Annotated in this window: 21 protein-coding genes; 8 read left to right on the top strand and 13 right to left on the bottom strand. The window is 64.3% G+C overall.

The genetic code is table 11. From position 1 onward, the window contains the following. The first annotated feature begins 367 nt into the window (after nucleotides 1–367). Nucleotides 368–1624, top strand: coding sequence for a CaiB/BaiF CoA transferase family protein (locus tag DN412_RS31155; protein WP_115215095.1), 1257 nt, complete (start codon nucleotides 368–370; stop codon nucleotides 1622–1624). Between the two features lie 55 nt (nucleotides 1625–1679). Then, nucleotides 1680–2468, top strand: coding sequence for an SDR family NAD(P)-dependent oxidoreductase (locus tag DN412_RS31150; protein ID WP_115215094.1), 789 nt, complete (start codon nucleotides 1680–1682; stop codon nucleotides 2466–2468). 219 nt (nucleotides 2469–2687) lie between these two features. Here the strand turns inward: DN412_RS31150 and DN412_RS31145 are convergent, their stop codons facing one another. From DN412_RS31145 to DN412_RS31110, 8 genes are all read right to left on the bottom strand, one after another. After that, complete coding sequence (locus DN412_RS31145) at nucleotides 2688–3587, bottom strand: alpha/beta fold hydrolase (protein WP_244222843.1); 900 nt, start codon at nucleotides 3585–3587, stop codon at nucleotides 2688–2690. A 100-nt stretch (nucleotides 3588–3687) separates the two neighbouring features. Continuing rightward, nucleotides 3688–4158, bottom strand: a complete 471-nt coding sequence (locus DN412_RS31140) for a MaoC/PaaZ C-terminal domain-containing protein (RefSeq protein WP_115215093.1) — start codon at nucleotides 4156–4158, stop codon at nucleotides 3688–3690. A gap of 32 nt (nucleotides 4159–4190) precedes the next feature. Then, nucleotides 4191–5369, bottom strand: coding sequence for a thiolase C-terminal domain-containing protein (locus DN412_RS31135; RefSeq protein WP_115215092.1), 1179 nt, complete (start codon nucleotides 5367–5369; stop codon nucleotides 4191–4193). 1 nt (nucleotide 5370) lies between these two features. Beyond that, nucleotides 5371–5790 (bottom strand): Zn-ribbon domain-containing OB-fold protein, encoded by a 420-nt coding sequence (locus DN412_RS31130; protein WP_115215091.1) that lies wholly within the window; start codon nucleotides 5788–5790, stop codon nucleotides 5371–5373. Nucleotides 5791–5813: 23 nt separating this feature from the next. After that, entirely contained in the window at nucleotides 5814–6287 is a 474-nt protein-coding gene (locus DN412_RS31125; RefSeq protein ID WP_115215090.1) for a MaoC family dehydratase, read from the bottom strand. Between the two features lie 14 nt (nucleotides 6288–6301). Next, on the bottom strand, nucleotides 6302–7492 hold the full coding sequence (locus DN412_RS31120) for an acyl-CoA dehydrogenase family protein (protein WP_115215089.1): 1191 nt from the start codon (nucleotides 7490–7492) through the stop codon (nucleotides 6302–6304). Nucleotides 7493–7926: 434 nt separating this feature from the next. Continuing rightward, nucleotides 7927–9303, bottom strand: a complete 1377-nt coding sequence (locus DN412_RS31115; protein WP_115215088.1) for an MmgE/PrpD family protein — start codon at nucleotides 9301–9303, stop codon at nucleotides 7927–7929. A 2-nt stretch (nucleotides 9304–9305) separates the two neighbouring features. Continuing rightward, on the bottom strand, nucleotides 9306–10688 hold the full coding sequence (locus DN412_RS31110) for an MmgE/PrpD family protein (RefSeq protein ID WP_115215087.1): 1383 nt from the start codon (nucleotides 10686–10688) through the stop codon (nucleotides 9306–9308). Nucleotides 10689–10912: 224 nt separating this feature from the next. Here DN412_RS31110 and DN412_RS31105 point away from each other — a divergent pair, with 224 nt between their 5' ends. Then, nucleotides 10913–12271, top strand: coding sequence for an MmgE/PrpD family protein (locus DN412_RS31105; protein WP_161564077.1), 1359 nt, complete (start codon nucleotides 10913–10915; stop codon nucleotides 12269–12271). Nucleotides 12272–12427: 156 nt separating this feature from the next. Here the strand turns inward: DN412_RS31105 and DN412_RS31100 are convergent, their stop codons facing one another. The 4 genes from DN412_RS31100 to DN412_RS31085 form a co-directional block, all read right to left on the bottom strand. Beyond that, nucleotides 12428–14107 carry a sigma-54 interaction domain-containing protein gene (locus tag DN412_RS31100; RefSeq protein ID WP_115215085.1) on the bottom strand — a complete coding sequence of 560 codons (1680 nt, stop codon included), beginning with the start codon at nucleotides 14105–14107 and terminating at the stop codon, nucleotides 12428–12430. Between the two features lie 44 nt (nucleotides 14108–14151). Then, a complete protein-coding gene (locus DN412_RS31095; protein WP_115215084.1) occupies nucleotides 14152–15132 on the bottom strand; it encodes a Bug family tripartite tricarboxylate transporter substrate binding protein in 981 nt (326 codons plus the stop codon). A 97-nt stretch (nucleotides 15133–15229) separates the two neighbouring features. After that, nucleotides 15230–15922 carry a hypothetical protein gene (locus DN412_RS31090; protein WP_133303110.1) on the bottom strand — a complete coding sequence of 231 codons (693 nt, stop codon included), beginning with the start codon at nucleotides 15920–15922 and terminating at the stop codon, nucleotides 15230–15232. 59 nt (nucleotides 15923–15981) lie between these two features. Continuing rightward, nucleotides 15982–16944 (bottom strand): Bug family tripartite tricarboxylate transporter substrate binding protein, encoded by a 963-nt coding sequence (locus DN412_RS31085; RefSeq protein WP_161564076.1) that lies wholly within the window; start codon nucleotides 16942–16944, stop codon nucleotides 15982–15984. Between the two features lie 405 nt (nucleotides 16945–17349). Here DN412_RS31085 and DN412_RS31080 point away from each other — a divergent pair, with 405 nt between their 5' ends. Next, nucleotides 17350–18330, top strand: a complete 981-nt coding sequence (locus DN412_RS31080) for a LysR substrate-binding domain-containing protein (protein WP_115215081.1) — start codon at nucleotides 17350–17352, stop codon at nucleotides 18328–18330. 22 nt (nucleotides 18331–18352) lie between these two features. Here DN412_RS31080 and DN412_RS31075 read toward each other — a convergent pair whose 3' ends face one another. Next, a complete protein-coding gene (locus DN412_RS31075; protein WP_115215080.1) occupies nucleotides 18353–19249 on the bottom strand; it encodes a LysR family transcriptional regulator in 897 nt (298 codons plus the stop codon). 133 nt (nucleotides 19250–19382) lie between these two features. Between DN412_RS31075 and DN412_RS31070 the strand changes: the two genes are divergently transcribed. From DN412_RS31070 to DN412_RS31055, 4 genes are all read left to right on the top strand, one after another. After that, nucleotides 19383–21002, top strand: a complete 1620-nt coding sequence (locus DN412_RS31070; protein WP_115215079.1) for a GMC family oxidoreductase — start codon at nucleotides 19383–19385, stop codon at nucleotides 21000–21002. A 62-nt stretch (nucleotides 21003–21064) separates the two neighbouring features. Beyond that, a complete protein-coding gene (locus tag DN412_RS31065) occupies nucleotides 21065–22552 on the top strand; it encodes an aldehyde dehydrogenase family protein (RefSeq protein WP_115215078.1) in 1488 nt (495 codons plus the stop codon). Between the two features lie 75 nt (nucleotides 22553–22627). Continuing rightward, nucleotides 22628–23587, top strand: a complete 960-nt coding sequence (locus tag DN412_RS31060) for a Bug family tripartite tricarboxylate transporter substrate binding protein (RefSeq protein ID WP_244222844.1) — start codon at nucleotides 22628–22630, stop codon at nucleotides 23585–23587. Nucleotides 23588–23686: 99 nt separating this feature from the next. Then, nucleotides 23687–25054, top strand: coding sequence for an MmgE/PrpD family protein (locus DN412_RS31055; RefSeq protein WP_115215076.1), 1368 nt, complete (start codon nucleotides 23687–23689; stop codon nucleotides 25052–25054). Nucleotides 25055–25059 lie beyond the last annotated feature (5 nt).

Genomic DNA, 25059 nt, shown 5'->3' with positions numbered 1-25059 from the left:
CCTTCACCCGTGGCCCGACCGGCGTTTTGCCGTCAAACACCCAAGGTAGGAGCCCGGTGCCCGAATTGGGCACGCCGGGATCTGTGCGGGGGGTGCTCAGTAATGAGCATTCCTACCGCGATCACGCGGCGGCGAGAGGCCCGCACCCTTCGGCGGCCCAGCGCCGCGGTCCGCAAGCGCTTGGATGTCGGGCGGGCACTGATGGAGGCCCGCCCGAGCCTGTGCAACTCCCTTGAGAGAAGCCGAATGCCCGCTTCTCCGCCCGCCGCGGTTAGCGCGACTTACCAATCCCCTCAAGATTTCCAACTCGACACCATCCCGTTCAGCCACGAAACTGGCCTTACCCAATTCTTTCCAGGTTCTCGAAATGAACGACGATAAAAGCACGCCGCCGCCGCTGAAAGGCATCAAGGTCATCGAACTGTCCCACCTCATTGCCGGACCGTATTGCGGCCAGCTTCTCGCCGAGGAAGGTGCCGAGGTGATCAAGGTCGAGCCGCCCAGCGGCGAACTTTCCCGGTCGCGTGCCCCGCTGCGCGAGGATGCGGAGGGGCATACTGTCTCGGCCCATTACGGTGCGCTAAACCGTGGCAAGCAAAGCCTTGCGCTTGATCTGAAGAACGCTGACGGCATAAAGGTCATGCACGGCCTGCTGGAGTCGGCGGACGTGTTCATCACCAACATGCGCGCCGCTGCATTGAAGCGACTGGGCATCCATCCGGAAGCCCTGCACAAACGCTATCCGCGGCTCGTTATTGCCTGCATCTCCGGATTCGGCATGGGGGACGCCGGCGAGTATGCCGACCGGGCGGGCCTGGCCCTTGTGGCCGAAGCCATGACAGGTACCACCGGCCTCACCCGCGACCATGCGGGCAATCCGGTATGGTGCGGCTTCGCCCTCGGGGACATCCTCGCCGGCATGAGCGCCCACGCGGCGATTCTCCTGGCGCTACGCAATCAGGAGCGCCACGGCCTGGGCCGGATTCTGGACTTGGGCCTGATCGAGTGCACGCTCCCCATGGTTTCGGTGGCACTAGCACGCGTTCAGATCGCCGATGCCGCCCTGTCCGCCTTCGCTGGTTCCAACGATTTCCACGGCGTGCCCTATGGAGCCTTCCCCGCGTCGGACGGCTACGTCAACATCGGTGTCAATCGTGACGACTTCTGGTGCCGCCTCTGCGAGGCGATGGACCGACCCGAGTTGGGCACCGATGCGCGCTATGCGACCTACGTGGAACGGGCAAAGCGGCAGGAGGAGGTCATTGCCATCACGGAGACCTTCACGCGGGCGCACACGCGCGCGGAGATCACGGCAAAACTGAACGATGCCGATGTCCCCGTGGCAGGCGTCCTTAGCATGCGCGAAGTACTCGATGATCCCTATCTACTGCAGCGTGGCGCGCTACAGGAAGTCGACGACGGGCTCGGCGGGACACTGCGGCTGCCGGCCGACCCCTCGCGCTTCAGGACCGCGCAGGGTGTACCGCGCCTGCCGCGACTTGGCGAACATCGGGTAGCGGTGCTGGAGAAGGAGCTCGGGCTCTCCGCCGCCGAGATTGCGCGCCTGGAAGCAGCGGGCGCCTTCGGCGCTGCGAAGCCGGCGCGCGCGACTGCCGAATCCTGAAACGCCATGTCCGATATCAGGCATGCATACACGGATCCACATTATATAGGCAGATATGAAGGAACAATCGGAGAAGCCGCAACGGAAGGTTGCCATCGTCACTGGCGCGACCGCCGGATTGGGTAAGGCCATTGCCATCCGGCTGGCGCAGGAAGGCGTGTTCGTCGTCGTAACCGGCCGCAACCAGGCGGCTGGCGAGGCGCTCGTCGCCTCCATCCACTCGTCGGGCGGACAGGGTGCCTTCCTGGCGGCCGACATTGAGGACACCGCCGGGGCGACCGCACTGGTCAAGTGGGCGATCGAGGAATTCGGCCAAGTGGATATCCTGGTGGCCAGCGCCGGGGCGCCGCCTGCCGCGCAGGGCGTGATCGGCCAGGTCGCGCCGAACGCTATCGCGGACCAGATCGCCAAGACGGCTCGCATCAAGCTCAACCCGGTACATGCAGTGGTGCCGCACATGACCGAGCGCGAAAGCGGCTCGATCCTGTTTGTCACGTCCGAAGGCGGCCGCTTTCCGACCCCCGGCCAGACGACGGTGGCCCTCCACTCCGGCGGGCTCATCATGGCTGCCAAGGTGATGGCGAAGGAGTTGTCGCGCTCTCACGTGCGGGTCAATACGCTCTGCGTCACGCTGGTCGAGGACACGCCGGTGTACGAGCGTTTCGCGGGCGGCCAACTCACGCCGATCCGCCAGAAAGTGTTCGACAAGATCGCATCGAAGGCTCCGTTCGGCCTGGCGAAGCCCGATGACGTAGCGGCGGTGGCCGCATTTCTCGTGTCGGATGCAGCGAGCCACATCACCGGTGCGACGCTGAGTGCCACCGGCGGGCAAACCTACTCCTGACGGAACAGGTCGAGCCTCGCGCACGGTACCGATGCCGTGCGAGAGTTTTTTTCGTGGAGAATCCCGGGAGGGCAGGCTGCGGCAAGTTGCGGTCATGGCCCCAGTGCTTGCAATGCGTTCAGCGGCCGAAATCGCCCGCTGCCTTTTATCCATCTCCCGGAAGCCAAGGCGCACGACGACTGCGCAGGCTTGGCCACCAAGTCACCTCCGATTCACCATTCACTCCTGTCGCAGAGCCTCCCGGACAGCCGGCACGGCACGCCGGAGGAAGCCGAGCGCGGCGCGGCCGAACACATCGTTGCGATCGCCCGAAACCATGTGGCCGGCGCCCGCGATGTTCACGAACTCCGCCTTCGGGCACAGGCCCAGGAAGTCGCGCGCGCCTTCCTCGCTGACGACGTCCGACTGGCCCCCACGTACCAGCAGCGTCGGCAGTGTCAGACGGCGCGCCGCCTCGACGCGCCGTTCGTCGCTTTCTCGCCCGCGCGCCATGAGTTGGGGGTCCCAGTGCCAGTGGTACCTGCCATCCGCGCCCATCCGGAGGTTCTTGGCGATCCCGTTGGGCATGCGTGATTGCTGCGCGCGCGGGCGGTAGGCGTGGATGGCATCGGCCGCTTCCTCGAGGGTCCGGAAGCCGTTGGTCGTGTCGCGCATGAAGGACTTCACCTTCGCCACGCCGGACGGCTCCGTGCGCGGCGCGATGTCCACGAGGATGAGCGCGCTGGCATCGATGTGCCCTTCGCCGACCCCGATCAGGCTGGTCGCCCCACCCATCGATGCGCCAACCAGCGCCGGCCGCTTTTCCAGTTTCGCGATCAGACGCTCCAGGTCGCGAATCATCGCATCCCGGGAGTAGTCGCCATCCGCGGCCCAATCGGAGTCACCGTGGCCGCGCGCGTCGAAAGCCACGGCGTGGTAGCCTGCGGCGCCAAGTATCCTGCCGGTTGCGCGCCACGCGTGCCGCGTCTGTCCCACGCCGTGCAGCAACAGCACCAGAGGCCCATGAGGATCGCCCCAGGAATCGCCGGCGAGTTGCAGGCCGACGTCGACAGTCCAATGGTGCATGGGCACCGGGGTGCCGGGAAGTCGGGTGTAGGGGTGCATGGCTGTGGCGGTCATGGAATGCTATTTAGAACAGAGGCCCCGGCGCAGAGCCTGCGGCGGGGCCGGATGCAGGCACGCTGTCGGACGAGGCGTGCCGGAATGACAGAGGGAAGCGTCAACCCTTGGGGCGACGGCGGTACAGGAAGGTGGTCCGCATCTCCTGCGCGACAATCCCGTCCTGCTTGACGACTTCGCGCTGGACCACGATCACGCCGCGGTCCGGCTTGCTCGTCTCCTTCTTCTCGATCACGCGGACGCGCGCCCGGATCGTGTCGCCGTGCTTGACCGGCGCCAGCATCCGCCACTGGTCGTTCTGCAGCAATGCGATCAACGTGCCGTCGTTGACCCCGCTGGCATATTGCAGGCCGGCCATTACGGCGTACACCAGCGGGCCGTGCGCGATCGGTTCTCCGAACGAGGTGGTCTTGCAATATTCGAAGTTCGTGTGGACTTCGTTGAAGTCGCCCGACAGGCAGGCGAAGTTGACGATATCCGTCAGCGTGATAGTGCGCGCCGGACTGATGAATTCCTGTCCGACCTCAAAGTCTTCGAAATACTTGCCGCGCGGCGCGGTGGAAATGGTCATGGCAATCCTTGGGATATGGTGAGCTCGGGACCTCAGCCCCTGTCGTTGGCGAGAATGATGGTGCAATGCGAGGACAGGATGCCGCCCTCGTTGTGGACGAGCGCGACTTCGGCGCCATCGACCTGCCGCTCGCCCAACCCGCCGCGCAGTTGGCGCACCGCCTCGACGATGCCGAACAGCCCGCCGGCAGCGCCAGCGTGCGCGTGTGACAGCATGCCGCCGTGCGTGTTGACCGGCAGCCTGCCGCTGATGCCGGCGTGGCCCTCCGCAAAGAACGCGCCCCCCTCCCCGGGCTTCACGAAGCCCAGCTCTTCGAGCTCGAGGATCGGCACGATGGTGAAGCAGTCATACAATTGCGCCACATCGATGTCGCCGGGCCCGAGTCCCGCCATCTGGTATGCAATGCGTCCCGATTCCGTGGCGCCGAACTCGGTCAGGCTGGGCGCGCACATCAGGTGCTCGTGCGTGTGATATTCGCCGATGCCCTGGAGGTACACGGGCTTGCACTTGAGATCGCGCGCGCGTTCGGCGGAGGTTACGATAAACGCACCGCCCGCGTCGGAGATGAGGCAGCAATCGAGCATGCCCAGCGGATCGGCGATGGGTTTCGCCGCTAGCACATCCTCAAGCGCCAGCGGCTTCTTCATATGGGCGTTGGGGTGCAGCAGGGCGTGCTTGCGCGTCTGCACGGCGACGTGGGCGAGCTGCTCACGCGTCGTGCCGTACACCTCCATATGCCGCTGTGCGATCATGGCGTAGTAGCCCGGGATGGAGCCGCCGTAGGGTTGCTCGAAATACGGATGCCCCACCGCGAGCAACGTGCTGACCGTCGCATCGCGCGACTGGCCGGTCGCGCGATTCTCGCCGGCGCAGACCAGGATGGTCTCCGCCTGCCCCGCCGCGATGGCCTCGGCCGCGTGCTTGAGCATCACCGCCGGGCTTCCGCCGCCTACCACCATGGAGGCGTTGTAGTGAGGCTTGAGGCCCAGGTATTCGCACAACACCGAGCCGAGCATGAAATACGGCTCGGTGAACGAATAAGCCGTCAGCAATCCGTCGATGTCGGAAACCTTCAGTCCGGCATCGTCGAGCGCGCGCTTGGCCGCCTGCGCATTCAGGCCGAGGCCCGACATGTGCGGCACGCGGCCAATCTCCGATTCGCCGACGCCGACGATGGCCACCTTGTTCTTCAGGGATGCAGGTGTCTTCATGTCATGCTCCCGACGCGGCGACCCGCTCGAACTGCGGAATCAGGGCGCCGTCGCCGCGATCCTCGAACGTGAGCTTCACGGCGTCGCCGATCGCGACGTCAAGCGCATCGTCGCCAAGGATGTTGGCCATCATGCGAGGCCCCTCGTCGAGCTCGATGAGCGCGATGACGTAGGGCACGCGCGAGGCGAAGGCCGGATCCGAGGCACGGTGGATCACGCTGAAGCTGTGCACGCGCCCCTTACCATTGGCATCGATCCAGTCGAGGTTGTCCGACCAGCACGTGGGGCACAGGTAGCGCGGCATGAAGTGGATCTGGCCGCAGGCATTGCACTTGCGGATGACGAGGCGCCGCTCGCGGGCGGCGTTCCAGTAGGTCTGCGAGTCGGCGTTGGCGACCGGCTTCGGCAATATGGCTTGCACGGCTTGTTCTCCTTGTGCTCTTCTCAGTTCGCGGTGGCGGTCTCGACGTAGGCGCGGGTGCGGATCATCCGCGTGGAGTCGTACACCATGACCACCTCGCCGCGCTGGTTCTTGACCTCGTGCGCCGTCGTGACCACGCCCCGGTCAGGCTTGCTCGTCAGCCGCTTCGACTTCAGCCGCACGTGAACCGTGAGCGTGTCGCCCGCGAAGACGGGCTTCACGAACTTCGGCGTCAGTTCCATCAGGAAGATGCCGCGGCGGCGCGTCAGTCCCGCCTGCAGCACTGCGCCCTCCGCCAGGCACAGGCCGTGCAGGCCGGGCGCCATGCGCGCGCCGTATTCCTTCGACGATTCGACATAGCTGCGGTCGGTGAAGGTCGGCGTGTGGAACCGGTGCAGGTCGACGAAGCCGGAGATGCCTTCTTCGGTGACGGGCACCGCCGCGGACTCGTACCTCCAGTCCTCCATGTAGTCCTCGAAATAGAGTCCTTCGTCCATCGTCTTCTCCTGGCTCAGTAGGAACGCGGCAGGCCCAGGACGTGCTGGCTGACGTAGTTCAGGACCATGTTCGGCGAGATCGGAGCGATCTGGAACACGCGGGTGTCGCGGAAGCGGCGCTCGATGTGGTACTCGCGCGCCAGCCCGAAGCCGCCATGCGTCTGCATGCAGACGTTGGCCAGTTCCCACGAAGCGTCCGACGCAAGCATCTTGGCAATGTTGGCCTCGCCACCACAGGGCTCACGACGATCGAACTTCTCGGCTGCCTTCCAGCGCAGGGCGTCCGCCGCTTCCAGATGCGCATAGCCGAGCGCGATGGGAAACTGCACGCCCTGGTTGGCACCGATCGGCTTGCCGAACAGCACGCGCTCCTTGGCATAGTTGACTGCCTTCTCCACGAACCAACGGCCGTCTCCGATCGCTTCAGACGCAATGATGATGCGCTCGGCGTTCAGGCCGTCGAGCAGGTACTTGAAGCCCTTGCCCTCCTCGCCGATCAGCGACGTCTCGGGCACGCGCATGTTGTCGTAGAAAACCTCGAATGTGTGATGGTTGAACATCACGTCGATCTTGCGGCTGGTGTACTGCTTCGGATCGACCTGGCGCTTGTCGACCAGGAAGGCTGAGATGCCCTGGTGCGGCTTGGCCGGGTCCTTCGGCGAGCTGGTGCGCGCGAACACCATGAAGGCGTCGGTGTAGTCGAAGCGCGAGGTCCACAGCTTCTGGCCCTTGATCACCCACTCGTTGCCGTCCCGCCATGCTTTCGTCTGCAGCTTGGCAGTGTCGGTGCCGGCGTTCGGCTCCGTCAGCGAGAAGGACTGCAGGCGCACGCGGCCCGCGCACACTTCCTCCAGAATCTTGCGCTTCTGCTCATCAGTGCCGTGGCGGGCAAGGATGCCCATCATGAACATCTGGCCATGGATCATGGAGCCGACGCCGCCCGAGCGGTGCATCTCCTCAACGATGACGCAGGCCTCGCGCAGGCCGAGCCCCATGCCGCCGTACTGCTCGGGAATCATCACCGTGTGCAGCTTGGCGTCCATCAACGCCTTGATGTAGTCGTGCGGGAAAGCCTCTTCTTTGTCCAGCTTAGCGAAGTACTCGTCGCCGAAGTTCCGGGTAACGGCCTGCGTGGCCTGGAGCACGTCGTCCAGTGTGACGCCGTGGGAGGAGCTCTGTTCGGTGGAAGTTGGGATAGCGGACATGTTGGTTTCCTTGGTTTCACTGCAGCGAGGAATCACGCCGGGTAACGCGGTGGCTTTCGTTCGGTGTCTCGTGCTGTGAGGTCAAGTTTCAAATCTGCGGGATGAAAAGTCGAGTCGATTTTTTTGGCGACATCGGTAAGTTTTGCTAACGCTTATCCGGGCGCAGGCGCGGCGAAGCAGGCCGAGTTCCGGGGGATGGCGGATGCGATGCGCAGAGGGATCCAGCGGGAGGACGTGCAGGCGCGCGCCGCATCATACGGCGACCAGATGGCAGCGAGCAGCGAGGAATGACACGTAGCGTCGCACGCGAGAAAAAGCCCGCCCGGGGGCAGGGGGGGCAATGCGGGGCCACACGGCTGCCGAGGCGCGACGCAACATCACGTCGCGCCCTGTGGCACGGCCGCTGTCGGAACAGGATGCGGCGAACCGGCGGCCTATGCGTCAGGCGCGTGGCAAAACGCGTCCACGAGTTGTGCGACGCTGGCGAGCTGGTCGACCGACCATAGCAGGTCCAAAGTCCGGCGGGCCGCGGGGCCGTCGCTCCAGGGGCGGTAGAGTTCGAGAAACTTCGACTCCAGCTCCGCATCGGTCAGCGGATTGGCGGCGCTTCCCTTGGGGTCGTTTTGCAAATGGCTGTACGTGGTGCCGTCCTTCAACCGGATCGCGATGCGACTGCGCGAGTGCGCGGGGAAAGCGTTGGTCAATTCGGCGGAGCAACCGACGCGAATCCGCTCCATCAGGCGCAGGGTCCGTGGATCTGCGAGCCGCTCGCGTTCATAGTCGGCGGACACTAGCCGGCCGTTCAGCAAGGCGACGGCAATCGTATAGGGCAGGCTGTGATCCGCGGTTTCCCGGTTCGTCGGCGCCCAGCGCGTGGGGTCGCCGCCCATGGCGCGAAGGGCGGCCTCGTAAGTCTGCACCTCGATCGCTTCGATGGACTCGATGGCCACAATGTCTTCGCCGGAAATCCTGTCGCGCAAGGTCAGCGCCGCGTCCACCGCCGCCTGACCGTGATAACAGACAGGATGGAACTTCAGATGCGTGCCGACGATGAGCGGCATCTCGCCCGCGCCAACCCTCCAGTCGAGTTCGCCTGCGACGTCGCGCAGGCCGCCCTTCCCCTCCACCACCGCACTCGGCCCTGTAACGCCTTCGCGGGCCAGCAGCGCGGCAAAGACGCCATTGCGGGCACCGTTCGGACCGGCACAGCCCTTCCAGTCGGACAGGTCGCCGGTACGGACGTTGTAGAGTTGCAGGCTGGATGACAGCGCCAACGATATCGCCTCGCCGGCTTGCGTCTCGCCGAGGCCCAGCAAGCGCGCCGCGCCGGCGGCGGAGCCTGCCGCCGCGCACGTGCCCTGATCGATGCCGCGCGAGGCGAGCGCGGTGCTGTCGCAGAGGCTGCAATACACTTCATAGGCGACGACGATGGCCGTCACAAGATCCTCGCCGCCCAGGTGAAAAGCCTCGGCCAGCGCGACGAGGCCGCCGATCATGTCGCTCGGATGCCCGTTGCTCTTGCCGAGATGCGTATCGCTGTAGTCCTGGTAGCGCAGCATTGTGCCGTTGGCAAACGCCGCCATCTCAATGGAGGTGCGTTCGCCGCTCCCCCACATGCGGGCGGCGGGCGTTCCGGCATAGCGTGCGGCGAACGTCCGGATCGTGGCGCAGAACGGCTCGCGGTAAGCGGCGGCCGCGCAAGCCACGCTGTCGATGATGCGGCGGCGGCATTCGTGGATGGCCTGTTCAGGCAGCCGCCTGAACTCGGCCGCCGCGACATGCCGCGCAATGCGAAGCGTCGTAGCGTCCATGTTCAGCCCAGTACGCGCAGTACATCAGTCGCATCGTCCAGCGCCTCGAGATGCCGCACCATCTCCTGCGCCTTGCGAATGCCTTCGGACGAGGGAGGAACCGCGGCAAGCTCGGCGCTGTAGCGGAATTTCTCATCGAGGTACTCCCAGCTCATCGGGCATTCCACGTCGCCCGGAACATTTTCCCCGACGCGCGACAGCGTGCGGCCGTCGCGTGTGACGATGTCGAGGCGGCCCTTGGGAAGCGTGGTCTTCCAGTCGAAGCTGTCGTCGACAACAGGGACCACTTTCTGCGCGACCGCCAGCACCTGCGGGTCCCGCAGTGCGTCGCCAAAGAAGTCGGACACCTTCACCTGGCGCTTGGTCGCGGCGACGGCCACGCAGAACGGGATGCTGAATTTGGCATCCACCGGCGTCGCCGGACGACGGCGGCTTTCAATCGGCTCGCAAAGCTGCTTCTGGAAGTCACCGACGTTCACGCGGATCTGCTCGATGTCGCCGATAGTCAGCCCGTGTTCCTTCATGAGTTCCAGCGTCGCATGGATAAAGCCGTGTGAGGCGCCGCAGGAAGGCCACGGCTTGTAGAGAATCGACCCGCCGTCATAGATCTCGCCGAGGTTCTTCACCATAATCGCCCGGTCGTACTCTCCCCGGAAGTAGACGTTGAAGAAGCCGGCTTTGCCCTCGAACATGCTCTTGACGCCGCTGACGCCCTTCTCGGCCAGCAGCGCGGCGAGCACGGCACCCTTCGTCGTAAAGCCGGCATACATGCCACGCAGGTCGCTGCCCACTCCATACGCCAGTTCCATGGTGCCGCAGCACTGCATGCCAGCAATGCCGAAGGCGTCGACGATCTGCTCGCGCTTGAGGCCGAGCACATGCGCGGCGGTCGCGGTTGCTGCATAGACCCCGATCACCGTCGTCAGGTGCCAGTCCTGCCGGTTTGCGACGTTGCGCCGGATGCGCAGGAACATGTCCTGCCCTGCGGCGACGGCGGCGATGAGGTCGCGCCCCGAGACACCGCCCGCGCGCTCAGCCAGGGCAAACGCGGCGGGCACGATCGAGCTGCTCGGGTGATGGCCTTCTGGCGCGTGATCGTCGAAATCCAGGCAATGGGCCAGCGCGCCGTTATGGAACGCGGCCCAAAGCGCCGGGGCACGCCCGCCGAAGCCGAGCAGCGTGCTCTCCTCCGCGCCGCCAGCCTCACGCACCAGCGCGTTCACGCCCTTTACCGCCGGCTCCACGCCGGTCGCCGCAAGCATCACTCCCAGGGTATCCAGAATGCTCTTCTTCGCCCCCTCGACAGCCTCCTGGGGCAAGTTAATATACTGGGTGTTCGCGACGAACGTGGCGAAGTCGTAGGACAGGTCGACAGCTTGTGTCATGGAGTCTCCGAGTATGGTGGCCTTTGATTTTTTCTGATTGTCAATGGGCAGCCACAGGCATGTCGAGTCAGATTTTCCTAAAGCGAGAGTAAGCCGATCTGACCGCCGTACCCATGCTTTAGGAATCGTAAGAACCGCTTACGCTGGCATCGACGAAAAGCGACTGGCTCTGCGCCGTCATGCCGGCCGATACTCGACGTGTCTACAACCTTACCTGTCTCACTATGGATATCGCCAATCTGCTCGCCTCGAATGCCATCGGCCGCGAATACGACAAGCTGCGCGACGAAACCATCGATGCCACCGTCGACGGCCTGATCGACAGTCTCGCCTGCGCCCTTGCCGGCCTGCACGCCCCCGGGCTGAAGGAGGCGCGTGCGGCATTGGGGCGCTGGGGCACCGGCGACTGCTCGGTCTGGGGCGGCTTCGGCCGCGCCAGCGCGCCGTTTGCCGCGTTCCTCAACGCGGTCAGCATGCACGCGCTGGACTACGACGACACCGACGACAAGGTGCCCCTGCACGCCAATGGCATGGTGCTGCCGGGCCTGATCGCCGATGTCGAGGAAAACCGTCCTGACTGCGATGGCCGCGAGTTTCTCACCGCACTCGCCGTCGGGGTCGACGGCGCCATGCGCATCGGCCGCGCTGGAGGTCCCAAGGGCTCGCGCGGGTGGAACTACAGCGTGATCAGCGGCTCGGTGGGCGCGGTACTCGCCATCGCGCGGCTGCGCCGCTGGGACACGGAAACCACCGTCAACGCGCTCGGTCACCAGCTCACGCAGACGGCTGGCAGCCTGCAATCGATCATCGACGGCAGTCTCGCCAAGCGCTTCCAGCCGGCACAGATGGTGAAGAACGTCGTCATGTCCGCCGCCCTTGCTCAGGCCGGCATCGATGGGCCGCGCAATGTGTTCGAAGGCAAGGCCGGATTTATCAACCTGTACCAGGACGGCAAGTTCGATCTCGACGCCATCCGCGCCGGCATCGAACGGTGCGACCTGCCAGAAGACCTGAGCCTCAAGCCCTACCCGGCCTGCCGCTTCACGCACGCCCCCATCGACCTCGCCCTGCAACTGCACGCGCAGGGGCTGCGCTCCACCGACGTCAAGCAGATCCGCATTCGCGTGAGCGGCCAGGCAGTGAACATGGTGGGACGGAAGTTCAACCATCGCTCGGCCGGCGTCGTCGACGCGCAGTTCAGCATCGCCTACACCGTCGCTGTCGGCCTGGAACGCGGCGCCGTTCGCATCGGCGACTTCACCGAAACGGCCATCCGCGACGCGCGCGTGGGCACATTCGCCGCCGAGCGGATCACGATCGAAGCCGATCCCGCCCTGCCGTTCCTGGGCATGGTGCCGGTATCGTTCGACTTGGAACTGGCCAACGGCAAGCGGCTCCTCGTCGAAACCCAGGACGTGTGCGGCAGTCCCGAGAAGCGCATGTCGGCCACGCAACTGCGAGACAAGGTCGTGGACTGTTTGGACTTCGGCCGTTCTTCCGTCAGTGCCGACGCACTGATCGAGGCCGTGCACGGGCTGCGGGACGGCAAGCCGTTTGCCTCGGTGCTGCAGTTGATCGCCTGAGTTGCTGCCGGATGGCCGCCGCAGCGGCCGTCCGCGAAGCCATGCCCCGGCTATGACTGTGGAATACCCTCGGCAAGACACCCAAATGGAAAACGACGCGGGCCGCATGACCGCGTCGCTGCTGGCGATTCCTCCAGGTCGAAGGCTTCGGAAATGCTACCGCGAAACGACGTCCGCGCTCCGGGCGCTGTCGATCATACTCAGCCGCTTGTAGAGATAGGAGCGTGAAATGCCGAGCTGCTCCGCGACGCGCGTCTTGTTGCCGCCCGTGCGCCGCATGGCCTCCATGATCATCTCGGACTCGACCCGTTCGGTCGCCTCGCGGATCTCATAGCTATTCTCCTCGGGACCGCTTCGCCTGCCACCCCCCTGGATGGAGCTGGACGGGTGTTCGACACTGTCGAGGCTCCCGAAGTCCAGGATGGACAACACCGGGCTATCGCAGAAGATGGCCGCCCGCTCGATCGCATGCTGGAGCTGCCGGATATTGCCCGGCCATGAGCGCGATTGCAGGAAGCGGATCGCCGATTCCGAAATCGACTTCTTTGGCGTTCCATGCCGAACTGAGAATGCCTCCAGGAAGCTGTCAGCCAGCTCGGGAATGTCCTCCAGGCGCTCGCGCAGGGGGGGCAGACGGAGGGTGACGGCACTAATGCGGTAGAAAAGATCCAGCCGGAAACCGGCGCTCGCGATCATGGCATTGAAATCGCGGTTGCTGGCCGAGATGAGCCGGAAATCGGAGTGCCGGGCATGATCGCCACCCACACGCTCGAACCGGCCGTCCTGGAGCACCCGCAGAAGCTTTACCTGCATGTCGATGGGCATATCTCCGATCTCGTCCAGGAAAAGCGTGCCGCTGTCGGCCGCCTCGAACTTGCCTATCCTTCCCTTGCGATCCGCCCCGGTGAACGCGCCCGGCTCGTAGCCGAACAGTTCGCTCTCGACAAGGTTCGGCGGCATCGCCGCGGCATTGACCAGCACCAGGGGCTTGTCGCTGCGCGGACTCAGCATGTGGATGGCGTGCGCGACCATCTCCTTGCCGGTACCGCTCTCGCCCGTGAGCAGGACGGGCACGTCGAGCGGCGCGAGGCGCAGGATATCGTCCTTGAGGCGGCGCACGGCGTCGCTGCTGCCGACGATCTGGTCCAGCCCATAGCTCCGGTTCCGGATGCCGGAAAGCTCGCGCCGATAGAAATCCAGCTCCTGCTTCACCTGGGCCAGCTCGACCGTCAGCTCGCGGATGGATTCCGGCCCTTTGAACATCACCTGCCCGATGGCCGCGACCACCCGCTTCTTGCGGTCGAGAATGGGAAGGCGCGAGACCACACGAGTGACGCCGTTCATCTCCTGCAACTGCGCAACCTGCCCCTTCCCAGTCGCCACCACCTCGTGCAGCCGCGTGTTCTCGACCACGGCGGTCACGTGCTTGCCGATCGCTTCGCCATGCCGGAGGCCGAAAAAGCGCTCATGGACGGGACTCATGTACGTGATCTTGCCGTCGGCGTCGACGACGACCAACGCCTTGTATCGATCGGTGATGAAGTGACGGAGGATGTCCTCCGCCGAGTCGACGCTCGCCAGGAACTCGCTGAATTCGTCCCCTTCCTGCGAATCGAAGATCAGAAAGCAGACTGCATCCCGCGTGGGGATGGCAGCCACTGTCATCGGGCGGTCCAGGTTCGTCACGGCCGCCAACCGTTTGACCGGCACCCGTCCCCGGTTCTGCCAGAGCTGGCAGAGCGACTGGGCGATCAGCGAGTCCCGACCCAGGCCGCTGGAAAACGTCGTTGCCCCATGCTCGTCCAGGACGAGGATTCCTTCCGGTTCACGCTTCATGTTTCAACCACCATGACGATCGCTCCATCACCGATCCGGCAATATCATTCCGGCTGGATGTTTGCTTCCTTGATCAATTGCACGGTCCGCTTCTCTTCCGCCAGCAGGAAAGCCTGGAATTTTTCGGGCGTGCGGACTTCGGACACTTCCTGGTCCAGCGCGGCGAGTCTGGCCTGCAGCGCCTGGTCGGAGCGGGCGACCTCCATGGCGTCCGCCAGCCTGGCCAGCACCGCCTTCGGAACGCCGGCCGGTGCAGCGAGGCCGACGAAGATGCTATACGTGCCCTCGGGATAGCCGAGTTCCTTGAAGGTGGGAACGTTCGGGAACTTCCGCGACCGGCTCTCGGAAGAGATGGCGAGGGCGCGCAGCGTTCCTGCCTGGATCGAGCCGTACAGGGATGTCGCCGTCCCCATCATGCAGCTCACCCGCCCGGAAATGACATCGGGCACCACAGGGGCGACGCCTTTATAGGGGATGTGCGTGAGGTGGATGTCCGCGCTCTTCATGAACAGCTCCACTGGCATATGCGACGTGCTACCCTGGCCGGCGGAGCCGAATGTCACCTCCCCGGGCTTCGACTTCGCGGCGCTCACCAGATTGCCCAGTGCCTTGAACGGTGACGTCCCTCCGACGACGAGCAGGCCGGGAGAGCGTGCCATCTCCCCGACTGCCACGAAGTCCTTGTCGAAGTCATACCCTGCCCCCTTCACAAGGTGAGGCATAGTCACCACCGTATTGGCGAATGCGAGAAGCGTGTAGCCGTCCGCCGCCGAGCGGGCGACATAGCGGGCGCCTAGCATGGAACTGGCGCCCGGCATGTTCTCCACGACCACCGACTGCTTCAGGTAGCGCGACATCCTGTCCGCATACAGACGGGCGGAAGCGTCCAGCAAGGCGCCGGCTACGCTGCTGACGATGATCCGGACGGGCTTGGTCGGATACGACGCCGACTGCGCGCCCGCTCCGCAAGTTACGACTGCCAACGACATCCCGCCAACAGCCCTGACGAATTGACGCCTGTTCATTTCCTTTGTCTCCTGCTTCTAGTTGTATGGATCGGATGCTAGTGCGCCGTCGCTTGGTGCGTCGAGTTCGATTTTCTCCGCCGTTTGGTAAGAGAAGCTAACCGTCCTTCATGCGTCTACGGGCGGAGGAGAGCCTGGAAAGTGCCGCGACGGAGATCCCGAACTGGTCATACACCGCGTTCTCCAAGCGGCACCGGTCCGAAAACCCATAGGACACTGCGGAAGACTTCGCCGCCGAAGATAGAATGTCGAAGACGAATCGCGAAAGCCGCTGCGCCCTGACCAGTTGGCGAAGGCTCGAGCACTCCTGCAGCAGCTTGCGCGAGAGCCATCGCCCATCCAACTTGCCAAGGCATGCTGCGGCGGACGAGAGCCCCCAGTCCAATTGAGGGGAGGCGAAGACGGCCAGGGAAATTCCCGCCGTCGCGGGCTTCCGCTCTCGTAGGTCATCCACCGACAGGTTGAAGGCGCCGCGGTCTTGGCCGCGTCCGGATTCGGGAAGAATCGTCAGCGTGACCCTGGCCTGTCGCAGCAAGGTCAACGACACCTCTTCGAGTGCGGGAATGAGGCGGGACTCGCCGCAGCGAACCGTCCTGGTAAAGCCCCGCATCGAGACCTCGCACGCCCCAGTTTCCACGTCCACCCGGATTGGCAGCGGAAACCGGATATTCCGGATGCCAATCATCCCTGCGTCGAGGGAACTGAGCTTCACCGGCCCGGCGAGACGTTCGATCGACCGATGGAGCGTGCGCTCGGCGCTCGCACACATATAGTCGACGGAGATTGGCATGGCGACGCAGCGTTGAGCCATGCTTCAGCAGCCAACTGAGGGGTCCGGCCGGCTCAGACTCACTTTCGGAGCAGGCTCACCGATTTCTCTTCTTCTTGCCGGAGGAATGCGTCGAACTGCTCTGGCGTTCTCACATTGGAGACTTCCATGCCCAACTGCCGCAGCCGCCCGGTGAACGTTGGGTCCTGCTTTGCCAAATCCATGGCATCGGCCAGTGTCTTCCGTACGGCATCGGGGATCGCGGCGGGCGCAAAAATGCCAAAGAACAGGTTGTAGGTCGCATCCGGGTATCCCAGTTCCCTGAAGGTCGGGACATTAGGAAACGCCGGGGAGCGCGACCATGAAGTGATCGCTAAGGCACGCATCTTTCCGCTCTTGGTTAACTCTTCCGTCGAAGTCGATGGCCCCATCAGGAAGTCGACTCTCCCGGCCAGCACGTCTGGCACCGCCAGCGAAATCCCCTTGTACGCGATGCCATTGAAGCTGACTCCAGCGTCCCGCGCGAACAACTCCGCCGTCATGTGCGACGTCGTCCCGCGGCCCGTGTACGCATACGTAACGACGCCCGGATTCCTCTTGGCTGCCGCGACAAGCTCGGGGATCGTCTTCATCTTCGACGATCCGCTCACCACCAGCAGAGATGGCGAGCGTGCCAACTCCCCAATGCCGACAAAATCCTTCATCTGATAGCCGGCATTTTTCTCGACGTGAGGGAGCGTCGCGATGGTGTTGGCAGCGACGAGCAGCGTATAGCCGTCGGCGGCTTGTCTTGCAACATAGCGCGAGGCGAGCATCGTACTGGCGCCAGGCATGTTTTCGACCACGAACGGCTGCTTCAGGGTCTTCGAGAGTTTGTCTGCATAGAGGCGCGCTAAGATGTCGGTCATCCCGCCGGCCGACGTCGAGACGACCAGGCGCACCGGCCTGACTGGAAATGCTCCGTCCTGCGCCTGCGCGGAAACGACGGCTGACGCGATCAGGCAGCCGGCAAGGGACTTCAGAAGATGGCGGCGGTTTTTCATGTGTCTCCTCAGGGTATTTCGGGCCGACGGAAAGCCCGCTGCAGCCGGATTCGACCCGGTGCAGGCCCTGTCCTGGCAGGAGCAGACGTCGTTGCCGCATGGTGCCGGGCGATGCCGGGCGATAAAGGGGCCCTGTTTGCTGTGCATGCAGAGCGATGAACAAAAGTGTCGTCGCTGCACGGCCTGGGCGTCCAGTTGATTTTAGGCCCTTATCCGGTAAGCTGTGCTTACCCTGCGACCAGCGTCGAGCGGTTAGCATTGCTTACCAGATACAAGGTAAACGCGACTCGACACCCCGGCACAATGTTGCGACACTGTAAGCAAAGCCGACCTTCCCAGCCACGGAAACGCGGCGGCCCGTCGACCGACAAGCACGAAGCCCCTGACAGAGACATCCCCCGATCCATGGAACTCAGACACCTGCGCTATTTCGTCGCAGCCGCAGAAGAGGAGCATTTCGGTCGAGCCTCGGACCGTCTGTTCGTCACGCGCCCCGCGGTGTCGCAGATCATCGCGGACCTGGAAGACGAACTCGGCGTGGAGCTCTTCGAAAGGCAGCCACACAAGGTCAAGTTGACCGCCGCCGGGCAGGCGCTCCTGCCTCGCCTGCAAAGCATCATGAGCGATCTCAGTCAGGCCGTCACCCTGGCCAAGCAGGTTGGCGAAGGCAAGGTAGGCGGATTGAGCATCGGCTACGGATCACTGACCCTGTACCACCCGCTCTTCCGCGCTGCCATCAAGCGATTCCTCGAATACCACCCCAACGTCGCACTCACGTTGGTCGAGATGCCGACGTCCGAGCAGGTCAAGGCTGTGCTCGAGGGACGGATCCAGGCTGGCTTCATGCATTTCGGCCCGGATGCCGGAGCGCCCCGGAAGCAGCGAAAGGGCATCGTCCAAGCGGAAGGCAAGGCGTCGCTCGAACGCTACGTGATCCAGACCGGCGGGCTTGGCGTCGTGGTGCCCGCCGACCATCCCCTCGCAAAGCGGAAAGCGGTCTCCCTGAGCCAGCTCGCCGGCGAGCGATTCGTCGTCGTGCCGAGGTCCAGCGTCAGCCCGGGATACGGGCCACTGTTCGCCTTCTGCCAGGAGGCGGGATTCGAGCCGCAGGTCGTGCAGGAAGTCCACTCCATCGCATCCCAGATGAACCTGATCTCTGTCGGGGTCGGGATAGGATTGGCCGTGCTGGGGAAGGACTTTACCTACCCCTCCGGCCTGGCAGTGATCAAGCTCACTGACGTCAACTACAGGACCAACTTCCAGCTTTGCTGGATGAAGGGTCGTATCGAACCTGTCCTGCAGCAGTTCATCGCCGTCGTCCAGGAGCTTTCCGGCGCGAACCACGGCAAGGCCGCGGCGTCCGGGGCCGCAGCCGACTCACACTAACACTGAGCGAGGGCGGCGAGGTTCACTTTGCCGACAGATCCGCCAGCGTGCGCGCCGCGCTTTCCAGGAACCTCTCGAGTCCCGGCGTCACGAGGGCCGGATTCCAGACCAGCATGCCACGTGCGGGCACGGCGGGACCAGCGAGCGGTACAAGTCGCACGCCGGCCATGCGCATGCGCCCGAGCGTGCACGGCACGATCGCCATGCCGCAGCCTTCCGATACCATCGACATGGTGGTCATCCAGTTGCGCGTATAGTGCACGATCCTCGGATGGATGGATGCCTGGCTGAACAAGCCGATCACCGTGTCATGGTTCGCCGGGTTCATCTCGCGCTCGAACATCACGAACGGTTCGTCTTCCAGCCTGGCCAGGTCGATCACGCTCTCGGCAGCCATCGGGTGCGCGACTGACAGGCAGAGCACTAAGTCATCCTCTTTCAACGGCATCGACCTGAGCTCGGGCGGCGGCGTCACGCCGTGCGCGAATCCCGCGTCCAGCCGTCCGTGCAGCAAGCGGTCGAACTGTTCCGCCGACGGCATTTCGCGCAACATCACCTCGATGCCCGGAAGCTCGCGATTGAACTGCCCGATGATCGTCAGGATGTCGCGAAACAGGAGCGTCCCGCCGAAGCCGATGTCCAACCGCCCGCTCATGCCCTGGTCGATGGCCCTGACCACGCTGACGGCCCGTTCCACGCCCTCCAGCAACTTGCGCGCTTCCACGAGGAACGCTGCGCCTGCCGGCGTCAGCTGCACCCGGGTCTTGCTGCGCAGGAACAGGGCCGCGCCCAACTCGTCCTCCAGGGACTTGATCGCCGTGCTCAGCGGCGGCTGCGTAATCGCCAGACGTTGCGCGGCGCGGCCGAAATGCAGTTCCTCGGCCAGGACGACGAAGTACTTCAACACGTTGAGCTTCATGGCATCGGCGCTCTGATTCGCAATTTGTATCAGCTCAGTGAAAAAGAGAATTAGACCCGAATCACGCGCGGTAGCAAAGTCCCGACTGAACAATGGCAAACACCAGCCCCTACGGCGCTGGAGAGAAGACATCATGGAGACTTGGGACTACGTTGTAGTGGGCGCCGGCTCGGCTGGCTGTGTGGTGGCACGCCGTCTGTCGGATAACCCTTCGATGCGCGTGCTTCTGATTGAGGCGGGCCCTTCCAGCAAGACATTCTGGAGCAACGTGCCGGCCGGCATGGCAATGCTGATCGGCGACGAGCGCTTCGACTGGCGCTACATGACCGAGCCGGTTCCGGCGCTCAACGGCCGCCGCATATCCTGGCCGCGCGGCAAGACCCTGGGCGGCAGCAGCGCGATCAATGGCATGGTGTATACCCGGGGCAACCGGCGCGACTATGAGCATTGGGTGAGCCTTGGCAATCCGGGCTGGGGCTGGACCGACATTCTGCCTTACTACAAGCGCATGGAAGACAATGTGCGCGGGGCCAACGAGTTCCGCGGCCAGGGCGGCCCGCTGAAGATCAGCGACGCCGCTCCGGCCTCGCGCGCCGTGCAGGCATTCATCGAGGCAGCCCATCGCTGCGGCATCGAGCGTGTCGACGATCTGAGCGTGGCAGGCGAGGAAGGCGTAGGGCTGCTGCAAGCCACCATCCACAAAGGGGTGCGCCAGACCACCTACGACGCGTTCATCGCGCCTGTGCGACACCGCGGCAATCTCGACGTACTGACCGAGGCTCACGTCGCCCGGGTGCTTGTTGAAGGCGCTGCCGCCGTTGGCGTTGAAGTGATCGAGAACGGCAAACTGCGCACCATCCGCGCCGCGCGCGAAGTGATCCTCTCCGCCGGCGTAACCAATTCTCCACATATCCTGATGCTTTCGGGGATAGGCGATGCCGAGCATCTGGGAGCCCACGGCATCCGGGCGCGTGTGCACTTGCCCGGCGTCGGCAAGAACCTGCAGGATCACGTCGGTGCGCACGTGAAGGTACAGACACGCCCGGGCTGGTCTCACAACCGCGACCTGCGCGGCTGGCGCAAATACCGCGAAGGCCTGCGTTACGTGGTAGCGAAGACCGGCTACCTCGGCGCCAGCGCCACGCTTGCGGCTGCATTCGTGCGCAGCAGCAGCAAGGTCGATTATGCCGACCTGGAGATCGGCTTCCGGCCGATGACATTCAGCCAGGCTCCCAACGGCAACATCTTGGTGGATGACTGTGACGCGATTAGTGCCAATGTCTACCGCGTGCGACCGGCTTCACGGGGTGAAATCCTGCTGCGCTCTGCCGATCCGCTCCAGAGTCCCGCATTCCACGCCAACTTCCTGTCGGCACCGGAGGACCAGGAGGCCACGTTGTCCGGCCTGCGCCTGATCCGCCGGGTTCTCTCGACCGACCCGATCGCGTCGGGCATCGTCGGCGAACTCCAGCCTGGCCCGGAGGCGCGCTCCGACGAGCAGTTGATCGAATTTGTCGGCAAGTACGGCAAGTCTTCGTACCACCCGGTCGGCACCTGCAAGATGGGCAACGACGCACTTGCCGTCGTCGACGCGCGACTCCGCGTTCGCGGCGTGAATCGCCTGCGCGTCATTGACGCTTCGGTCATGCCGACACCCACCTCCGGCAATACGGCCGCGGGCACCACCATGATCGGCGAGAAAGGCGCCGACATGATCCTTGCCGACGCCATGGACATCCTGCCGCCGACCTGAGTGATACACCGTCCTTCGCTTTCTGAACCACAGTGACCAAGTCAATGACATCACATTCGAATATGGCGGGAGATACCGCGCTCGACCCCGGGCAGCAGCAAGCCCTGGACTGGATCCTTTCCGGCACGAAAAAGCTTCTGATAGGCGGAGATTGGGTCGAGGCGGTCTCCGGCAAGTCCTTCCGGACCGAAGACCCGTCCACTGAACAGTCGCTCGCACAGGTGGCAGAGGCCGACGCGCCGGACATCGACAAGGCAGTCACAGCCGCTCGCAGCGCCTTCGAGGCGCCCTCCTGGTCGGCGATCTCGCCCCACGAGAGAGCGCGCTACCTGCTACGGATCGCCGATGCAGTGGAACGACATGGCGATGAACTTGCCGCGATCGAGACCTACGACAACGGCGTGCCCTACCTCGCCAGCAAAGCGCGTATTCCGCATATCGCCGAGACCTTCCGCTACTATGCCGGATGGGTAAGCAAGATCTACGGCACGACCAATCCCGCCGATGCCTCCCGCTTTATCTATATGCTGCGCGAGCCGATGGGGGTCTGCGCCCTAATCAATGCGTGGAACGTGCCACTGGGCATGGCCGCCACCAAGATCGCCCCGGCACTGGCATGCGGCAATACGGCTGTGCTCAAGCCAGCCGAGCAGGCCCCGCTCAGCACGCTGCGTCTGGCGGAACTGATCCAGCAGTGCGGCTTGCCGCCGGGCGTCCTGAATGTCGTTCCCGGGCTCGGACCCACAGCTGGTGCCGCCATGTCGGCGCACATGGGCGTGGACAAAATCGCCTTCACGGGCTCCACGGGCGTGGGGAGGCAGATTCTGCAGGGCTCCGCCGGCAACATGAAGAAGGTGTCGCTGGAACTCGGCGGAAAGTCGCCCAACATCATCTTTGCCGACGCCGACCTCGATACTGCGGTGCCAGCCGCGGTCGCGAGCTTCTGCCGCAACTCCGGCCAGATCTGCTCGTCAGGGACGCGCCTGTTCGTACAGCAGGATATCTATGACGCGGTCGCTGAACGCGTGTGCGCGTTGGCCGCGGGATACAAGGTAGGCTCGCCGTTCTCCCCGGACACGCAGCTGGGGCCGCTGATCTCCGGTCAACAAATGCACCGCGTGCTGTCATACGTCGACGCGGGGCAACGCGATGGCGCGCGATTACAGCTTGGCGGCCAGCGTGTGGGGTCGATCGGCTACTTCGTCACTCCGACCGTATTCACCCATGTCGGCAATCGCATGACCATCGCCCAGGAAGAAATCTTCGGCCCGGTACTGTCGATTATCCCTTTCAAAGATGAAGCCGAAGCGGTATTCCAGGCAAACGAGTCGATCTACGGTCTGGCGGCAGCGGTTTGGACGCGTGATACGAGCCGCGCGCACCGCGTCGCACGAGCGCTGAAGTGTGGGCGGGTCTGGATCAACACCTATGGCGAGGCCGATCCGGTGATGTCCATCGGTGGCTACAAGCAGTCAGGCTTTGGACGAGAGTACGGCGCCGAATCGATCGAAGCCTATACGCAGACGAAGTCAGTGCTCATGAAGCTTTGACTGGCCTTCCTGGTCACGCTTGCCGCAGCAAATCATGCTGAAGGAGACATCGTGAAATTCAACATATTGACCACCATGGCGGTGCAATGCCTCGCAGCCTTGGCAATCGCCGCAGGCACGCCGGCTCAGGCTGAGACATGGCCCGGCAAGCCAATCCGGCTCGTAGCCCCCGTTGCAGCGGGAAGCGCGACCGACCTCGTCGCCCGCGAGCTCGCATCCCGCCTTTCGAAGGAACTGGGCCAGCCCGTCGTCGTGGACAACCGCCCCGGCGCCAACACGGGCATTGGCATCATGGCAGTCGCCAGGAGCCCGGCGGACGGCTACACCTGGCTGCTCGTGTCGTCGACGCTGACGTCCAGCCCAGCGCTGACGAAGGTCACGTTCGATCCGGTCACGGATTTCACGCCCGTCTCCATCCTCGGCTATGCGACCACCATCGCCGTCGCCTCGCCCGGGTTAAAGGTGCATAACGTGAGCGACCTGATCGCGCTGGCAAAATCAAATCCGGGCGCAATCAACTACGCCTACCCTTCGGTGGGCGCACTCGGTCACCTGCATTCCGCAATGCTGGCCCATACCGCTCGCATTACGCTGAGCGGCGTGCCATACAAGGGTTCTTCGCCGGCCATGACCGACCTGCTGGCCGGCCGGATACAGTTCATGTTCGCCCCACCCGGCGTGGTACAGCCCTATGTGAAGGCCGGCAAACTGGTCGCACTGGGCGTAGTTGGCGCCGAGCGCCTGCCGCTGTACCCGAACGTGCCCACGCTGAAGGAACAGGGCATACGGGGCGTCGACCTGGAGGCCTGGATGGGCGTCCTGATGCCGGCCGGAACCCCGCAGTCGATCGTTTCGCGAGCTAACGCGGCGATCGACCATGTGCTGCGCGAGCCGGGTGCCAGCGAGGCGTTTGACCGGGCCGGCATACGCACGGCCCCGGGCGGTTCGTCGATGGCATTTGCGCGGCGGATCCGCGACGACCTCGTGGAATGGCCCAGGCTGTTCGCACTGGCCAAGATCAGCCGGTTGGACTGAACTTCGCACCCGCGGCCAGCCGCCTCAATCACAGCGCCTTTTCGCACCCCGACTGCGCGTTGGGGGTGGGCGCACTTTACCCGCAGAAACCGTCGATCCATGGACTCCCTCACACAACAGCTCGTAGAACTGGCGCACGACACGCGCTATCACACCCTGGGCACCGAGACCGTACACGAATGCAAGCGCCGTCTCATCGATACCATTGCCTGCGCGATGGGTTCGTTCGACCATCCCCTGAGCGTATCCATGCGCGAACTCGCTTCGCACTACCACGGCACGCCCGGCGCGGGCATTTGGGGAACCACCTCCCGCACCACTCCGGAAATGGCGGCATTCGTCAATGGCGTAATGCTCCGCGTCGGCGAGAACAGCGATACCTACATCGGCAAGGGCGGTGGCGGCCATCCGAGCGACATGATCTCCGGCATGGTAGCAGCGGCAGATGCCTGCGGTGCCAATGGCCGCGCCCTGGTGGAAGCCGTGGTCATCGGCTATGACGTCTACTGCCGGTTGATGGACGCCAGCAACCTGGGCGAGAAAGGCTTTGACCAGGTGGTACACGTGGTGCTGGGAACAGTGCTTGGGGTGGGGAAGCTGTTCGGGCTGACGGCAGTGCAGATGCACCATGCGGTGGCACTCGCTATCGCCCCCAACATGGCGCTTCGCCAGACCCGTCACGGGCAGCTTTCCCATTGGAAAGGCTGTGCGGGCGCCAACGCTGTGCGCAACGCCATTTTTGCGGCCGCGCTGGCAAAACGCGGCGTCGAGGGACCCGCATCGATCTTCGACGGGAAGCAGGGCCTCTGCTCGGTAACCGGCAATTTCGCGTGGCCGGCACTGGAAGAATTCCGCTCGCATCGCATGATCACGCGTACCAGCATCAAGCCCCTGCCGGTTTGCTATCACACGCAATCCGCGGCACTCGCTGCGCTGGAACTGCACACGAAGCTGAACTTGGGGGAGGTGGACGACATACACGTCGAAACGTACAAGACGGCGGTCGACATGGCGGCTGGCGATGCGGGCCAATGGACTCCCCGCACGCCCGAATCGGCCGATCACAGCCTGCCGTTCGTCGTGGCGACCGCGCTGGAGCGCGGCAGGGTCGAGCCGAACTGCTTCCATGCGGACGAACTCTGCCACCCCGGCGTACTGCGCCTGATGGCCAAGGTGCGCGTTACCGAAGACCAGGCGCTCTCACGCCTTTGGCCCGAGAGCGCCGCCGCGCGTGTCACGGTGCGCGGCGCTTCCGGCCGCGAAGTGTCCTCCGAGGTGCTGTACCCGAAAGGACACATCCGCAACCCGATGAGCGATGCCGAGATCTCCGCCAAGTTCGTCGCCCTATTCGGCCCACGTTCGGGCGCAGGCGCCTGCGACAGGGCGCTCAAGGCCTTGTGGGAGATCGATGAGTCCGACGACCTGAACACTGACCTGCTCGTTCCGCTTTCGCTACAAGCCGTCTGAGCCCA

Origin of the sequence: Cupriavidus lacunae, assembly GCF_003353055.1 — a bacterium.
Classification (GTDB): Bacteria; Pseudomonadota; Gammaproteobacteria; order Burkholderiales; family Burkholderiaceae; genus Cupriavidus; species Cupriavidus lacunae.
This window is presented reverse-complemented; position numbering and strand designations above follow the sequence as displayed.

Excerpts from the sequence above, each read along its gene's own strand:
- DN412_RS31155 (WP_115215095.1), top strand. The coding sequence starts at position 368 with ATGAACGACGATAAAAGCACGCCGCCGCCGCTGAAAGGCATCAAGGTC.
- DN412_RS31110 (WP_115215087.1), bottom strand. The coding sequence starts at position 10,688 with ATGACACAAGCTGTCGACCTGTCCTACGACTTCGCCACGTTCGTCGCG.
- DN412_RS31095 (WP_115215084.1), bottom strand. The coding sequence starts at position 15,132 with ATGAACAGGCGTCAATTCGTCAGGGCTGTTGGCGGGATGTCGTTGGCA.
- DN412_RS31120 (WP_115215089.1), bottom strand. The coding sequence starts at position 7,492 with ATGTCCGCTATCCCAACTTCCACCGAACAGAGCTCCTCCCACGGCGTC.
- DN412_RS31065 (WP_115215078.1), top strand. The coding sequence starts at position 21,065 with ATGGCGGGAGATACCGCGCTCGACCCCGGGCAGCAGCAAGCCCTGGAC.
- DN412_RS31080 (WP_115215081.1), top strand. The coding sequence starts at position 17,350 with ATGGAACTCAGACACCTGCGCTATTTCGTCGCAGCCGCAGAAGAGGAG.
- DN412_RS31125 (WP_115215090.1), bottom strand. The coding sequence starts at position 6,287 with ATGGACGAAGGACTCTATTTCGAGGACTACATGGAGGACTGGAGGTAC.
- DN412_RS31060 (WP_244222844.1), top strand. The coding sequence starts at position 22,628 with ATGGCGGTGCAATGCCTCGCAGCCTTGGCAATCGCCGCAGGCACGCCG.
- DN412_RS31135 (WP_115215092.1), bottom strand. The coding sequence starts at position 5,369 with ATGAAGACACCTGCATCCCTGAAGAACAAGGTGGCCATCGTCGGCGTC.
- DN412_RS31070 (WP_115215079.1), top strand. The coding sequence starts at position 19,383 with ATGGAGACTTGGGACTACGTTGTAGTGGGCGCCGGCTCGGCTGGCTGT.
- DN412_RS31145 (WP_244222843.1), bottom strand. The coding sequence starts at position 3,587 with ATGACCGCCACAGCCATGCACCCCTACACCCGACTTCCCGGCACCCCG.
- DN412_RS31075 (WP_115215080.1), bottom strand. The coding sequence starts at position 19,249 with ATGAAGCTCAACGTGTTGAAGTACTTCGTCGTCCTGGCCGAGGAACTG.
- DN412_RS31150 (WP_115215094.1), top strand. The coding sequence starts at position 1,680 with ATGAAGGAACAATCGGAGAAGCCGCAACGGAAGGTTGCCATCGTCACT.
- DN412_RS31115 (WP_115215088.1), bottom strand. The coding sequence starts at position 9,303 with ATGGACGCTACGACGCTTCGCATTGCGCGGCATGTCGCGGCGGCCGAG.
- DN412_RS31100 (WP_115215085.1), bottom strand. The coding sequence starts at position 14,107 with ATGAAGCGTGAACCGGAAGGAATCCTCGTCCTGGACGAGCATGGGGCA.
- DN412_RS31090 (WP_133303110.1), bottom strand. The coding sequence starts at position 15,922 with ATGCCAATCTCCGTCGACTATATGTGTGCGAGCGCCGAGCGCACGCTC.
- DN412_RS31105 (WP_161564077.1), top strand. The coding sequence starts at position 10,913 with ATGGATATCGCCAATCTGCTCGCCTCGAATGCCATCGGCCGCGAATAC.
- DN412_RS31055 (WP_115215076.1), top strand. The coding sequence starts at position 23,687 with ATGGACTCCCTCACACAACAGCTCGTAGAACTGGCGCACGACACGCGC.
- DN412_RS31085 (WP_161564076.1), bottom strand. The coding sequence starts at position 16,944 with ATGAAAAACCGCCGCCATCTTCTGAAGTCCCTTGCCGGCTGCCTGATC.
- DN412_RS31140 (WP_115215093.1), bottom strand. The coding sequence starts at position 4,158 with ATGACCATTTCCACCGCGCCGCGCGGCAAGTATTTCGAAGACTTTGAG.